We start from the raw sequence: 14,208 nt of genomic DNA on the forward strand, positions 1-14,208 counted from the left end.
ATTACTTTTTCATTCATTATGAGCTAATCCAAATGAAATTGCAAAAATCAGATATCCAAAAAGCGAGCCTCTTCGTTCACCACTTCCTTCATCTGCTGTAACACAACATATCGCTCCACCCCATCCGCCCGCAAAATTCCCTGTTTACAAAGGAATTGCAAGTATTCCAGGCAAAGCTCCGCGCGGTATTCATCCCAAATAAGCGGCATCAAAACCACATGTTTCTCAAATAAAGTCATTACCCCCGTCACTTCAAAGGAATCACCACGATCCAACATCCGCAAAAACGATTTCCACAAATAAAATTGCCACTCCATCGCAGGTGTTTTCACTCTAAATTGCATTGGTAAAACAACCCCCACCTCCATCGGTAAGTACTGCAGATGATAGCCTTGCTCATATACATCCCTCAAAAATGTACTCTGCTTCTTAAATCGCGTATAGAAATAACATTGCTTCTGCCGCTCAAAAGCAACATCTCGTTTCACATAAAAACTAGCATACTTGATCCGCTGTACCGCACGCTTAATAACACCTAGCTGGACTCGCCCTTCAAACGTCATTGCCCGCGCATAAAACCGATTAGTCGTATCCATCGTAATATGATACAACAAAGTCCAGCGGTTATTTTCTGGTAAATACTGCATCAAATAATACCCCAGTTTCGGACCCTTCTTAATAAAAGCCTGTTGGAAAGCCGTCAAATAATATCTTCCCTTCACCATCCGTATGTCTTGCCCGAGAATCCAATGTACGCAAAGCCCCGCCATAAGATAATCCTCGGTTCGTTGGCGCAACTCCTTCACAGGGACAGTAGAGCATTGATACTCGATCACAGTATGCCCATCCACAAGAATATCCGCCTGTCGCTTTATTTCGCTTAAATACACCTCTACATCCGTCTGGTGGTCTTGCAGAATAAGCCATTCCAAAAAATACTTTTTTCCATTCAGATGTCGTTCAGACTCACCTTCCGACGCAAACTTGCATTTACTTGACGCCAGATGGGCAAAATGAGGCGTATTAATCTCACCAGCCTTCAAGATTACCCGTTCCTCGCAACAGCTACACGAATACTGCGCTCGTTTTTTCTTTAAAAATTCTATATTTCCTCTCGTCACGACAATTATTTTTCCAGTTTGGTCCTTTGCGGTAAACATTGCTTTCACTGCCTCTCTTGGTCTGTATACTAACTATATTCGCCCAAAGTTCGCCAGTTCCTTCTTCTTTTTCTAAAAACGCAAAAAGACTCGATTCACGTGTTTTTCACAGCGTAAATCGAGCCAAAAAGCTTTTTTAGTTAAAAAATTTCTTCACTTGCGGTAACGCAGGATCCTCGAAAATAACTTTTGCGTACTCGGCAAGTACATATCCAGTTAAATTCGTTTCATCCCCATACTCTAATAAAATACTGACAACATTGTCAATGTTCTTTTCATCAAATTTTGCTTCTGGAAACTCTACATATAGATAGTATTTATCTTTGTAATGGTAAAGCTTCGTGGATAGCTGATCGAGTCCCGTCGCCTTAGACAACGTGATCAAATCCTCAAATTCACGGAATTCCAGAATGAACTCTAACGTATCTTCTTCCGTACCCTCAATAATTGTGGACGGAGTAAAATGCTCTTCTAGTAGCTTCTCAATACGTTCCTCAGCAAGCTCATCGGCCTGATCCATGTTGATCTCAAAACCAGTTTCGCCTTTTCCTAGATTCGCTTTCGTTACGAGCACTTCTAATCCATGCTTTAAAGCCTGTACCTGAATCCAGAGTGGTCCATCCGGAGAGAACTCATCTTCATACTTAAGTTCATCCATCATATCCCAAAAAAGCTCCTCGCTTTTCTCGCGGTCGTACCATATTTCCTCATGATTAAAGCCGCGTTCTTCTAAATCCATATAAGAGATATAAAACTTTATTGTATTCTCATTAATACGTTCAATTTCCATCGTCACACACTCTCCCTTCCATCTTCAACATTGACAATGAAGGGTAATTCATTTGTTGTTAGTATCATTGTAGCGTAATTCAAAAAAAAGGGCTAATAATTGATTCTCACAAAAGCCACTATTTTATTGAAGAATACTATCTTAGCCTATATTTACCCATAATTCAAGAGTAGAAACTCCTTATTTCCATAAAAAGCGCTATATTTTATAATAAAATCATGTGAATAACCCTAAAAACATGAATTTGCTCAAAAAAACTACCAATACCTAGAAAAGCATTGGTAGTCCAAATAAGATTAATTAACCAGTTTTTGAGCTTCACGTAATTGATACGTACGAACTCGGCGTGGTAAGAAACGACGAATTTCATCTTCGTTATAGCCCACTTGTAGACGTTTCTCATCAATAATAATCGGACGTCTTAGCAACCCTGGATTTTTTTGAATTAGCTCAAATAATTCTTGAAGTGGCAAACTATCTAAATCCACATTTAATTTTTGGAATGTCTTAGAACGTGTGGATATAATCTCATCCGTACCATCCTCTGTCATTCTTAAAATTTCTTTGATTTCCCCTAAACTTAGTGGCTCAGAGAATATGTTTCTCTCTTTGTAAGGGATATCATGTTCCTCTAGCCATGCACGTGCTTTACGACAAGACGTACAACTTGGTGAAGTGTATAACGTTACCATTAGACATTCACACTCCTTATTGGTTTATTGTTTCATTCAATGTAACGAATTTCCTAACAATATATCTATTGGAAACGATCTCTTTTAAGACCTACTTTCATTATACACCAAAATAGCAAAAAGCAATACACTATTTTAAAAAAAGTTCTCCAAGTGAAATAATTATTGAAATTAACTCGTTATATGTATGTACCCTCACTATACCTCTTTAAAACTAGAATAAGATGAAAATAGAGCTTCTAAAATGAGAATTTCATGAGAATAATATGAGATAACTATTGGAATTTGTCCGCCATAAAAAGAACCGTCCTCAAAAATAGAGAACGGCTCTGAAAATTTTTATTCTGCTGGAACTGCTGCTTCTGCCGTTAATCTTGCATGTTTCTCTTGATATGTTACTACTTCTTCAGGAGAACATAGTACAAAATGTCCTGGCGCGATTTCACGCATCTGCAAATCTTCATTTCCCGTATAATTATGAATCGCTGGATCGTATGTTTTACGAATACGTGTCCGTTCATAATTAGGATCAGGAAGTGGGATTGCAGAAAGTAGTGATTCGGTATAAGCATGTAGTGGTGCGCGATATAAATCATCAGCCGGTGCTAATTCCACCAATTTACCGAAGTACATCACACCAATACGATCACTAATATATTTAACCATTGACAAATCATGCGCGATAAATAGGTATGTCAGGCCTTTTTCTTTTTGTAACTGTTTTAGCAAATTGACTACTTGAGCTTGAATCGAAACATCGAGTGCTGAGATTGGCTCATCGGCAATGATAAATTCTGGTTGAACCGCAAGCGCACGAGCAATCCCGATACGTTGACGTTGACCACCAGAGAATTCATGTGGATAACGACCAGCATGCTCTTTGCTCAAACCAACTGTTTCAAGCAATTCATAGACTTGATTCGTTAAGTCAGATGGTGTTTTTGCTAAACCATGAATACGAATACCCTCTGCAATGATGTCCTTCACTTTCATACGCGGATTTAATGATGCATATGGATCTTGGAAAATCATTTGCATTTTGCGACGGAATTCATGCATTTCTGTACGTGATTTACGACCATGCACATCAACACCATCATATAAAACTTGACCATCAGTGGCATCGTATAAGCGAATAATTGTGCGTCCAGTTGTTGACTTACCACAACCAGATTCGCCTACAAGTCCAAGTGTTTCGCCTTTATAGATATCAAAAGAGATACCATCTACAGCGCGAACTTCGCTTGATTTTCCTTTATTGAAGTATTGCTTTAAATTCTTAATTTCGAGTAATTTTTCCTTCTCAGCCATCTACTTCAACCCCCTTCGCATGAACAGCTTGCATACCAGGATGTGTCGCTGCAAATTGTTCTTGACGACGTAATACGGCATCAGGAGGAGTTACCTCTGGTGCATCTGGATGCAATAACCACGTTGCTGCATAATGCGTGTCAGAGATTTTGTACATTGGTGGCTCCTGTTCTAGATCGATTTGCATCGCATATTGATTACGCGCAGCAAAGGCATCTCCTTTTGGAGGATCCAGTAAATCAGGAGGCGTACCTGGAATAACAAAAAGCTCTTCTTCTTCCGTATCCAAAGTCGGCATCGAACTAATAAGTCCCCACGTATATGGATGTTGCGGATTATAGAAAATTTCATCAACCGTTCCAATTTCAACGATCTTACCGCCGTACATAACAGCTACACGATCCGCAACATTCGCAACAACACCAAGGTCATGCGTAATGAAGATGATCGATGTATCAATTTTTTTCTGTAAATCCTTCATCAAATCTAAAATTTGCGCTTGAATCGTCACGTCGAGTGCCGTTGTTGGTTCATCGGCAATCAGGATTTGTGGATTACAAGCGAGCGAAATCGCGATAACAACACGTTGACGCATACCACCAGAGAACTGATGCGGATATTGCTTCAAACGTTCTTCTGCATTTGGAATACCAACAAGTTGCAGTAAACGAAGCGCTGTTTGCAAGGCCTCTTTTTTACCAATCTTTTGGTGTTTGATGATTGGCTCTGCAATTTGTTTGCCGACAGTCATTGTTGGATTTAATGAGGTCATCGGATCTTGGAAAATCATCGAAATTTCTTTACCACGAATTTTTTGCATTTGTTTTTCAGATGCTTTCGCGATATCTATACCGTTAAATAGGATTTCTCCTGATTTAATTTTGGAATTGCTTTCTGGCAATAAACGCATGATAGACTTTGTTGTTACGGATTTACCCGAACCAGACTCACCAACAATTGCTAGTGTTTCTCCTTTAATTAGGTCAAAGCTCACGCCACGAATTGCTTGTACTTCACCAGCATACGTGTGGAACGAAATATGCAGGTCTTTTACTTCTAATAGTTTTTCCATTCTTCCTCACCTCACCTTTAATCACGCATTTTCGGATCAAACGCATCACGTAAGCCGTCAGCAATTAAGTTAAATGCAATCATGATAATACATAGTACGAGCGTTGGATAAAGAACCATGTACGGTAAAACTTGCAAGGTCTTGTACCCTTCACTAATAAGCGTTCCAAGAGATGCTTGTGGCGCTGGAATACCTAGTCCGATAAATCCTAAGAAAGCCTCGAAGAATATCGCACTCGGAATACTGAACATAACGTTAATAATGATAACGCCTGATAAGTTAGGCAGTAAATGCTTAAATAAAATACTTGGCGTAGAACCACCGAGCGTTTTAGATGCTAAAACAAACTCTTGATCTTTTAATTTCAAAACTTGCCCACGAACAACCCGGGCCATCGTTATCCAACTGGTCATCGCAATCGCGATAATAATCGACATGATACCAGGATCGAGAACGAGTAGCATTAAAATAACGACAACTAAGTTTGGAATCGCCGAAGCAACTTCCAAGATACGTTGCATGAAATTATCGACACGACCACCAGAGAAACCAGAGATCATACCGTAAGTTACACCTACAATTAAGTCAAAGAAGGCAGCAACTAAACCAATGAATAAGGATATTTGCGTTCCTTTCCAAACACGAGTGAATTGGTCACGACCGAGCGTATCCGTCCCAAACCAGTAATACGTGTCTGCTGGTACATTCTTTTGTTTATAAACATCTACTTCTTCACCATTGATATTTTGTTTACCATTCCAAAAAGGCATATTATCAAAACCTTGTACTTTCGGCGGTAAAGATGCTTCCGTTGTTGTTTGTTCTTCAAATGTATAACCCGAAATTAACGGCCCTACAAAAGACATAATGATAATCAAAACTAAAACAATAATGCTGACAAGTGCCGCTTTATTTTTTCTAATTCTAATCCAAGAATCTTGCATAAAAGTAAGACTTGGACGAAGAATTTTCTCATGTTCTGAGGCATCGATATGTGCGGGTTGAAATAATTCTTTTGAAATTTTTGGCTCCGTCATTATTATTTACCTCCCGACACACGGATTCGAGGGTCAATCAATCCGTAAAGAATATCTACCACTAGAATAACGAAAACAAGCATAGCTGCAAAAAGCAACGTTGTCCCCATGATTACAGGATAGTCATTTGTTTGTATAGCTGAAACGAACTGGCTTCCGATACCTGGAATACCAAAGATATTTTCAATAACAAGTGAACCTGTCATTAGCGCAACGGAAAGCGGGCCAATAACTGTGATAAGCGGAATCAGTGCATTACGAATCGCGTGTTTCCATGCAACTTCCACACGATTATTCCCTTTGGCTTTGGCCAGTAACACATAATCCGAACCAAACACGTCGATAAGCTCCGTTCTCATAAAACGGGCGGCTGTGGCGAGTGGGAACATAGCGAGTGCCAGAGCTGGTAGTATCGTGTATTCAAATGTACCCCAACCAGCAACGGGTAGCCATTCCAATTTTGCACCAATCCAATACTGCAAGAGTGCTGCGAATACGAATGAAGGAATAGATTTCCCTAATATCGCTATAAAGGTACTCGTATAATCGGGCCATTTATTCTGATACATTGCGGCTATAACACCAAGAATAATACCAAATAATAGTCCAAAAACAATAGCTTCTAATGCAATCGTTATCGAAGGCCCTATCAGATTTCCTAGAATTTCAGATACCGGTCTATTGTCCAACTGGAAAGATACCCCTAAATCACCGTGTAACAAATCCCCCATGTAGCGAAGATATTGTACTGGCACTGGATCATTTAATCCATATTGATCATTCATAATCTGAATTTGCTCTGGTGACATTTTTGCTTCATTACGATACGGTGAACCCGGTAGATATTGCATTAAAATGAATGTCACTGTCGCGATAATGAACATCGTAATTACCATATACATTAGCCTTTTTAATCCATATTTAATCATCTCTACACCCCCCGATACAATTTATTTTATAGAATATTTTCTTATTTTATCATAAGCCTGCAACCATAGCGAGCTTTGTTTTCTAATTAACTGTTTTTTTCTAGCTTTTCATAATGGCTCGATTTATAAAGAGATTCCAGCGATGCTTATTTCATTAAGTTTAGAACAAATCCCTTTCGTAACAAACACATCAAGCTGTCTAAAAATTCATTTCGAGTATTCTGCAACTCAAGCATAATAAACTGATTTTTTCATTGTTTATCATTCGGATATGTAACTAATCCTTATTCATCATCAAAAGAGAGAGTATATAGAATATACTCTCTCAATCAAAGTCAAGCATTTCTTAAATCATATGCGTTAAACTTATTTTCCAGAGATATACGTGTTTTTGAACGTATAATCAGGACCAAACGCATTTTTTTGTAGATCTTTCACGTATGGTTGTTCCAAGAATGCTTTCGCACGTTGGTAAAGTGGTTGAATCGCTTGATCTTTTGTGATTAGAATTGGTTCTGCTTTAAGCATTTCGTCCCAACGAGCTTGTGAATCACCAGCAAGAGCACCTGACGCTTGATCCATGATCTTGTCATAATCTGCGTTAGAATAGCTCATTCTGTTTTGTGTATTGCCTGTTGTGAATAAGTTCAAGAAGGTAGATGGATCTTGATAATCTGGTCCCCAAGCACTCATAGAGAAATCATAATCTTGTTTTTGGTCATTTGCTAAACGGATTTTAAATGGTACGTTTTTAAGCGTTACTTTCAAGCCAGATAGGTTTTTCTCCCATTGGTTTTGTAAGAATTCACTTGATTTTTTCGCATTTTCTGTATCATCACTTGTAAATTCAAGGTTTAATGAAGTAACGCCTAGTTCTTTCAAACCTTGTGTCCAAGCTTTTTTCGCTGCATCTAAATCATAAGTTCCAACATCGCCAACTTCATCGCGGTAGTCTTTGTTATCTTTAGGATCGAAAGTGAATTTCTTAGGAACTAAACCGTTTGCTGGGATAGAACCGTTTTGTAGAACAGTATCTACATAGCTTTGTTTGTCCATAGAAAGCGCTAGGGCTGTACGGATGTTTTTGTTCGCAAGTGGTGTTTTCTTACCATTACGTTCTTGGTTAAATTTAATGTAGAATACAGATGACTCTTCTTCTACTTTATAGTCGTCTTTACCTTTGTTTTGTGCTGCATATTCAGCTGATAATAGAGCTTTGTCTAATTTACCAGTATTATATAAGTTTACGCTAGTTCCTGGATCTTGAACTACTTGTACGTTAATCTTCTTCAGTTTAACAGCTTTTTTATCCCAATATTTATCATTCGGTACGAACGCCCAAGTTTTACCTGTTCCGTTCCAATCAGTTAATTTGAATGGTCCGTTGTAAAGGATGCTATCGCTATCTAAAGCGTATTTATCGCCTTTACTTTCAACAAACTTTTGGTTAAGTGGGAAGAATGTTGGGAATGCTAGTAATGAATCGAAGTAAGCCGTTGGTTGAACCAATGTTACTTCTAATGTATTATCGTCTACTGCTTTGATTCCTAATTCAGAAGGTTTTTTCTCACCTTTGATGATTTCAGAAGCATTTTGAACTAATCCATCAAATAAGTAAGAATAAGTTGCTGCTGTTGTTGGATCTACGGCACGTTGCCATGAGTATACATAATCTTGCGCTGTTACAGGATCTCCATTAGACCATTTTGCATCATCGCGAAGTTTGAATGTATAAACTTTTTTGTCGTCACTAACTGTTGCTTTCTCAGTAGCGCCTGCAGGTTGAGCTACACCATCTTTATCAAGTGCATACAGACCTTCATTTGTTTGGTTAATTACGTTTAATCCAACTGCATCATCTGCTTTGGTACTATCCGCTGATGGGATAAGTGCTGATTCCATCAAGTTCAATACTTGCTCCGAATCTTTTGAGCCTCCACTAGATTTGGAATCACTTCCGCCTCCACATGCTGCTAGTACCACGCTTAGTACTAATGTTAATCCTAAAACTAAAAACAATTTAGATTTTTTCATTAGTAAACCTCCCTTTTTTATTTTTCAGAAAAATCATTCCGCTTACTATTATACTCTAAAAATTTGAGCTTTGTAAATTATTTTTTCGAAATATACGAAAACAAGGATGAAAGTTATAAGTTATTGCAAAATTTCCGCAAACTGACACAATTAGCCTATCCCAATGCCAAATGAACATTGTTCTGGTAATCTATCACTTTGTGTGAATCTAGCAATTATCTTTTCCCTTTTATTAAGTTTTCTGAATAAATAAATCGATTAAAATAATATGATCCAATGCTCCACTGTTTCAAACACGTTATGTACTCGAAAACAATTTTATTTTTGAATGTATAATATTTAGTCGAAATACAATCCACTAACTTTTAGTAGGATTATATTTATTTATATACTTTTTTTCGTCATCTGTCTACATAAATACACTAAAAAATAAAAAAACTTTAACAAAAAATTTACAAAGTGTTTATATAAGCCATTTCCAAGCTATCTCTCAATGACAGAAAATTTAACTAGTTTTGTTAGATATTCGCGCTGATGAGGGTTTCATTTCCATTTATTCTTTATAGAAGGAAGGCGAAGTACCTCTCCCTAATAATAGGAGAAATACTTCGCCTTTAAGCCCTTGTTTATTTAATCTCAATCCACTGATAAGAATACGGTGCGCCGAATAGATGCGAAACGAAACCTGTCATTTTTGGATTTTGTAGTGCTGCTACGCCATTTTGATAAAGTGGTGCTACGCCCGTATCTTGTTCGATGAGAATTTTCTCTGCTTGTAGAAGTGCTTTCCAACGTTCTTCTGGTTTTGTTGCTAGTGTTGTTGCTGCTTCTTTTAGCAATTTGTCGTATTCTGGGTTCGAATAGCTTGAACGGTTATAGCTACTTGTTGTTTCGAATACGCCAAGGAATGTGGATGGATCTTGATAATCCGGGCCCCAACGTGCTAGTTGTAGTTCGTAATCTTGTGTTTCATCCAATTTCAAACGTGATTTGTATGGCACTGTTTTGATGTTTATTTTTAGGCCATCTAGACTTGTTTGAAGTTCGTTTTGGATGTATTCGGACATTTTTTTACTGAATTCTTGGTCGTCGCTAAGGAACTCAAGTGTAATACTGTCTTGTCCTAGTTCTTGTTTTGCTTTCTTCCAGTATTCTTGTGCTTTAGCTTTATCATACGTTAATAGATCGCCGTTTTCTTTGCGGAAATCTTCTTTTGTTTCAGGATTAAAGGTGAACTTCGATGGTACGAGCCCGTCAATTGGTTCAGAACCGTTGGCAAGGACAGTATCCACCATCGTTTCTTTGTCTATCACAGTTGCGATAGCTTTACGTGCATTTTCATTGGCAAAAATGGTCGCTTTACCATCTAGCTTCTGATTAAATTTGAGGAAATAAACGAAAGCATCTAGATTGGACGTGAAATCTTTATCGCTTTGTTTTTGTTTCGCGTAATCACCGGAAAGTGTCGCGCGGTCAAGTTTGCCTGTTGTATATAAGTTTACAGCGCTTCCTGGATCTTTGATTACTTGCAGATTGATTTTATCTAACTTAATATCGCCTTTGTTCCAATACTTATTGTTCTTTTCATACGACCATGATTTGCTGGTGTTGTTCCAGTCTTTCATCGTGAACGCACCGTTATAAATCATATGCTCGCTATCTTTGGCGTAGTCTTTACCTTGTTTCTCAACATATTCTTCATTTTGTGGATAGAATGTTGGGAATGTTAGTAGCGAATGGAAATATGGAACTGGTTGTTCTAGCGTTACTTCGAGTGTGTTATCATCAATTGCTTTTACGCCAAGTTCTTCTGGCTTCATTTCACCGTTTGTAATTTTTGTTGCATTTTTAACTACACCACTGAAAATAACGGCGTATTCTGCAGCTGTTTTCGGATCTACTATTTTTCTCCAAGAATATACGAAATCTTTCGCGGTAACGGATGTGCCGTTTGACCATTTAGCATCATCACGTAATTTGATCGTGTAAACCGTTTGGTCATCATTAATTTCGGGATCTGCTTTCGCTACACCTGGTTGTACTTGATCATCTTTATCCAAATAATACAAGCCTTCGAACACCGTGTTTTGAGCCGTAAAACTAACACCGTCTGTTCCTTTTTTAGAATCCATCGATGGAATTTCAGCTGATTCCATTAGATTTACCGTTTTCTTGCCTGATGTGCTGACTTCATCTTTGCTTGTATCTCCGCCTCCACATGCCACAAGTACTGCGGTCATGATAGTGAGCATCAATAGCAAGCCCCAATTTTTCTTCAACTTCATAAATAACCCTCTCCCTTTTTCAAGTGTAGAATTACTATATACTATTTTTTCAGAAAAATAAAGCAGTTTTTATAAATTCGATTAATTTAATTTTATTATATAAATGCAAATACCTTGCGCGCGTTAGTCTTTTGCTGTGTTAAAGTTTTTTGAATTTATTTCGCTATTATGCTGGATTGAATAGTTTTTTTACTTTATTTATGATAAAGTGGAGAGAGAATTTTTGATTGGAAGGTGACATTTTTGCTCAAGCGTGTAACAATTTTTGCAGTCATTCAAGAGATTTTAATATTTTTTATTATGCTTACTTTTTATTGGCAAGTTTCACTGCTTTACTACATCAACGTTTCCTTTATCGTAGCTGCGATTGTATTTCTCGTCGGTTTGATACTGTATATTATGCAATCTGGTTTCTTTGACTTGATCCATACTGGGATGCGAAAAGTGACTCGGAGAATGCGTCGGGAAGAGGAAAATGAGTTTGCTGATGTGCCTTTGTCGAAATTGGTGAATGTTGGTTATCTTAGTTTGTTGTATAGCTCGCTTGTCGTGCTTGCTACGAGCTTTATTGCCCTCGGTTTTTACTATAGTTAAAGCATTGACGGCTAGTCTATTTCTTGCTATTATGAGGGTATATATTTAAATGTGTTAGCAAAGAGATTAGTAGATTTAGGCTCGTTTACTTTAGAGAATCTGTGGTTGGTGAAAACAGATAGCGACCTTTTTGGAATGGACTCTTTGGCATCATTTGTGAACATTGGAGTAGCAAATGACGGGTTAAACCGTTATCTTTAGAGATGATTTTTCATTTCGCTAAGTGATTTCTTTAAATAGAGATACTTAGGGTGGTACCGCGGATATAACGTTCGTCCCTATTTTTATAATTGGGATGGGCGTTTTTTTATTGATTATGAGGAGGAAATAATGATGAAACAGACTATTTTTTCAGGGATTCAGCCGAGTGGGGATTTAACTTTAGGAAACTATATTGGTGCTTTGAAGCAGTTTGGCCAATTTCAAGAGGAATATGAGTGTTTTTATTGTATCGTGGATGAGCATGCGATCACTGTACCGCAGGACCGCCTGGAGTTACGCCAACGAATTCGCAATTTAGCAGCGCTTTATTTGGCTGTTGGACTCGATCCAGAGAAGTCGACGTTATTTATTCAATCAGAGGTTCCAGCGCACGCGCAGGCGGCTTGGATTTTACAGTGTAACGTGTATATTGGTGAGCTTGAGCGAATGACGCAGTTTAAGGATAAATCGACTGGTAAGGCTGGTGTAAGCGCTGGGTTGTTGACGTACCCTCCATTGATGGCAGCGGATATTTTGTTGTATCAAACGGACTTGGTTCCTGTTGGCGATGATCAGAAGCAACATATTGAGCTGACGCGTGATTTAGCGGAGCGATTTAATAAGAAAAATGCGGATACGGATGTTTTTGTTGTTCCTGATATTTATATTGCGAAACAAGGCGCACGTGTGATGTCGCTTCAAGACCCGACGCGTAAAATGAGTAAGTCGGACGATAACAAGAAGAACGCGATTTTCTTGCTTGATCCGCCGAATGTGATTACGAAAAAAATTAAGAGCGCGATGACGGATTCTTCTGGGATCGTTCAATTTGATAAAGAGAATAAGCCTGGCGTGTCAAACCTGCTTACGATTTATTCTGCGATTACTGGTGAGTCCATCAAAGAACTTGAGGCAAAATATGAAGGCAAGGGATATGGTGATTTTAAATCGGATCTTGCTGAGGTTGTCGTGAATGAACTAGCGCCGATTCAAGAGCGTTATGAGCATTTTTTGAAGTCTCCTGAACTAGATGATATTTTAGATAAAGGCGCAGAAAAAGCAGCCCGTGTTGCTAATAAAACGCTGAAGAAAATGGAGAATACGATCGGTTTGGGTCGTAAAAGAAGATAATACGCAGAAAAATCCCGTCACGACTTTGAGCTGTGACGGGATTTTGATTTTTAGATGATGTTTAGTTCTACTTCGATGTTGCCACGCGTTGCTTTCGAGTATGGACAAACTTGATGTGCGGTTTCTACTAATTTTTGCGCCGTTTCTTTGTCTACGCCTTCGATATGAACGTCTAGCACTACACCGATTTTGAAACCATTGTCTTCTGGATCGCTGTATAAAGATACTGTTCCTTCGACTGTGCTTGGTGCTTCTATTTTTTGTTTGGACATGACAAGTTCTAATGCACTGTTAAAACACGCTGAGTAGCCGGCTGCGAATAATTGTTCTGGATTTGAGCCTGAACCGCCCTCTCCGCCTAATTCTTTTGGTGATACGATATCTTGGAAGAAAATATTATCTGGAGAATGTACTTCCCCTTTACGTCCGCCGGTATTGATTACTGTTGTTTCATATAATTTTTTCATTTTTTATTCCTCCATTATTTTCTTGTATTTTGGTCGTCAATTCCTGTACTCCCTGAAGCATCTGTAAGTAATCTTCTTGCGTGAAGGCGAGCTTGGCAATACAGTCATCCACACTCTCTAAAACGGCTTGCTTCATGTCTTTTGCTTTCTCGGTAAGTTCGATGTAAACTTTTCGTTCATCGTCTTTACTACGTGATCGTTTGACCCATTCCATGTTTTCCATTCGTTTCAACATCGGCGTTAAGGTTCCGCTGTCGAGCGCGAGATGGCTTCCTAGTTCTTTAACTAACTGTTTTGGCTCTTCCCAAAGCGCTAAGAGAACTAGATATTGTGGATAAGTAAGTTGAAAAGGTTCCAATGCCTGTCGGTAAAATTTTGTAAATTCGCGTGAGGCAGTATAAATAGAAAAGCATAGTTGTTCTTCTAGGATTCGTTTTTGGCTGGCCATGATTCTTCCTCCTATTTAATTTGTGCGCAATTTAATTGTAAGCTATTCATTATGAAA

The 14,208-nt window shown here is 38.3% G+C and carries 13 protein-coding genes and 1 other annotated feature; of the genes, 2 read left to right on the forward strand and 11 right to left on the reverse strand.

Annotation, left to right across the window (positions count from 1 at the left end):
• Nucleotides 1-47 precede the first annotated feature (47 nt).
• The 9 genes from UE46_RS13040 to UE46_RS13080 all read right to left on the reverse strand — a co-directional run bounded on the left by UE46_RS13040 (nucleotide 48) and on the right by UE46_RS13080 (nucleotide 11,310).
• Nucleotides 48-1,160: a competence protein CoiA family protein gene (locus UE46_RS13040; RefSeq protein WP_118907689.1), complete on the reverse strand. Its 1,113-nt coding sequence runs from the start codon at nucleotides 1,158-1,160 to the stop codon at nucleotides 48-50.
• 136 nt (nucleotides 1,161-1,296) lie between these two features.
• Nucleotides 1,297-1,950, reverse strand: a complete 654-nt coding sequence (gene mecA, locus UE46_RS13045; protein WP_036059429.1) for an adaptor protein MecA — start codon at nucleotides 1,948-1,950, stop codon at nucleotides 1,297-1,299.
• 296 nt (nucleotides 1,951-2,246) lie between these two features.
• Entirely contained in the window at nucleotides 2,247-2,642 is a 396-nt protein-coding gene (spxA, locus tag UE46_RS13050; protein ID WP_036059428.1) for a transcriptional regulator SpxA, read from the reverse strand.
• A gap of 339 nt (nucleotides 2,643-2,981) precedes the next feature.
• Nucleotides 2,982-3,953 carry an ABC transporter ATP-binding protein gene (locus tag UE46_RS13055; protein ID WP_036059423.1) on the reverse strand — a complete coding sequence of 324 codons (972 nt, stop codon included), beginning with the start codon at nucleotides 3,951-3,953 and terminating at the stop codon, nucleotides 2,982-2,984.
• Nucleotides 3,946-5,025, reverse strand: coding sequence for an ABC transporter ATP-binding protein (locus UE46_RS13060; RefSeq protein WP_036059421.1), 1,080 nt, complete (start codon nucleotides 5,023-5,025; stop codon nucleotides 3,946-3,948). Before UE46_RS13060 ends, UE46_RS13055 begins: the two co-directional genes overlap by 8 nt.
• Nucleotides 5,026-5,042: 17 nt before the next feature.
• Nucleotides 5,043-6,062 carry an oligopeptide ABC transporter permease gene (gene opp3C, locus UE46_RS13065; RefSeq protein WP_036059419.1) on the reverse strand — a complete coding sequence of 340 codons (1,020 nt, stop codon included), beginning with the start codon at nucleotides 6,060-6,062 and terminating at the stop codon, nucleotides 5,043-5,045.
• Between the two features lie 2 nt (nucleotides 6,063-6,064).
• A complete protein-coding gene (gene opp3b, locus UE46_RS13070; protein WP_036059416.1) occupies nucleotides 6,065-6,991 on the reverse strand; it encodes an oligopeptide ABC transporter permease in 927 nt (308 codons plus the stop codon).
• A 366-nt stretch (nucleotides 6,992-7,357) separates the two neighbouring features.
• The gene (locus UE46_RS13075) at nucleotides 7,358-9,025 is read right to left on the reverse strand and encodes a peptide ABC transporter substrate-binding protein (protein ID WP_036059413.1); all 1,668 of its coding nucleotides are present in this window, start codon (nucleotides 9,023-9,025) and stop codon (nucleotides 7,358-7,360) included.
• Between the two features lie 626 nt (nucleotides 9,026-9,651).
• Nucleotides 9,652-11,310 (reverse strand): peptide ABC transporter substrate-binding protein, encoded by a 1,659-nt coding sequence (locus tag UE46_RS13080; protein WP_036059412.1) that lies wholly within the window; start codon nucleotides 11,308-11,310, stop codon nucleotides 9,652-9,654.
• A 234-nt stretch (nucleotides 11,311-11,544) separates the two neighbouring features.
• Here UE46_RS13080 and UE46_RS13085 point away from each other — a divergent pair, with 234 nt between their 5' ends.
• Nucleotides 11,545-11,904, forward strand: a complete 360-nt coding sequence (locus tag UE46_RS13085; RefSeq protein ID WP_233230933.1) for a DUF3899 domain-containing protein — start codon at nucleotides 11,545-11,547, stop codon at nucleotides 11,902-11,904.
• A 47-nt stretch (nucleotides 11,905-11,951) separates the two neighbouring features.
• Nucleotides 11,952-12,187: a binding site (T-box leader), on the forward strand.
• Between the two features lie 50 nt (nucleotides 12,188-12,237).
• A complete protein-coding gene (gene trpS / locus UE46_RS13090) occupies nucleotides 12,238-13,236 on the forward strand; it encodes a tryptophan--tRNA ligase (RefSeq protein WP_036059409.1) in 999 nt (332 codons plus the stop codon).
• A 50-nt stretch (nucleotides 13,237-13,286) separates the two neighbouring features.
• Here the strand turns inward: trpS and UE46_RS13095 are convergent, their stop codons facing one another.
• Both UE46_RS13095 and UE46_RS13100 read right to left on the reverse strand, forming a co-directional pair.
• Complete coding sequence (locus tag UE46_RS13095; protein WP_036059405.1) at nucleotides 13,287-13,703, reverse strand: organic hydroperoxide resistance protein; 417 nt, start codon at nucleotides 13,701-13,703, stop codon at nucleotides 13,287-13,289.
• Nucleotides 13,687-14,154: a MarR family winged helix-turn-helix transcriptional regulator gene (locus tag UE46_RS13100; RefSeq protein WP_051492814.1), complete on the reverse strand. Its 468-nt coding sequence runs from the start codon at nucleotides 14,152-14,154 to the stop codon at nucleotides 13,687-13,689. Before UE46_RS13100 ends, UE46_RS13095 begins: the two co-directional genes overlap by 17 nt.
• Between the last annotated feature and the right edge of the window lie 54 nt (nucleotides 14,155-14,208).

This window comes from Listeria weihenstephanensis, assembly GCF_003534205.1.
Lineage (GTDB): Bacteria > Bacillota > Bacilli > Lactobacillales > Listeriaceae > Listeria_A > Listeria_A weihenstephanensis.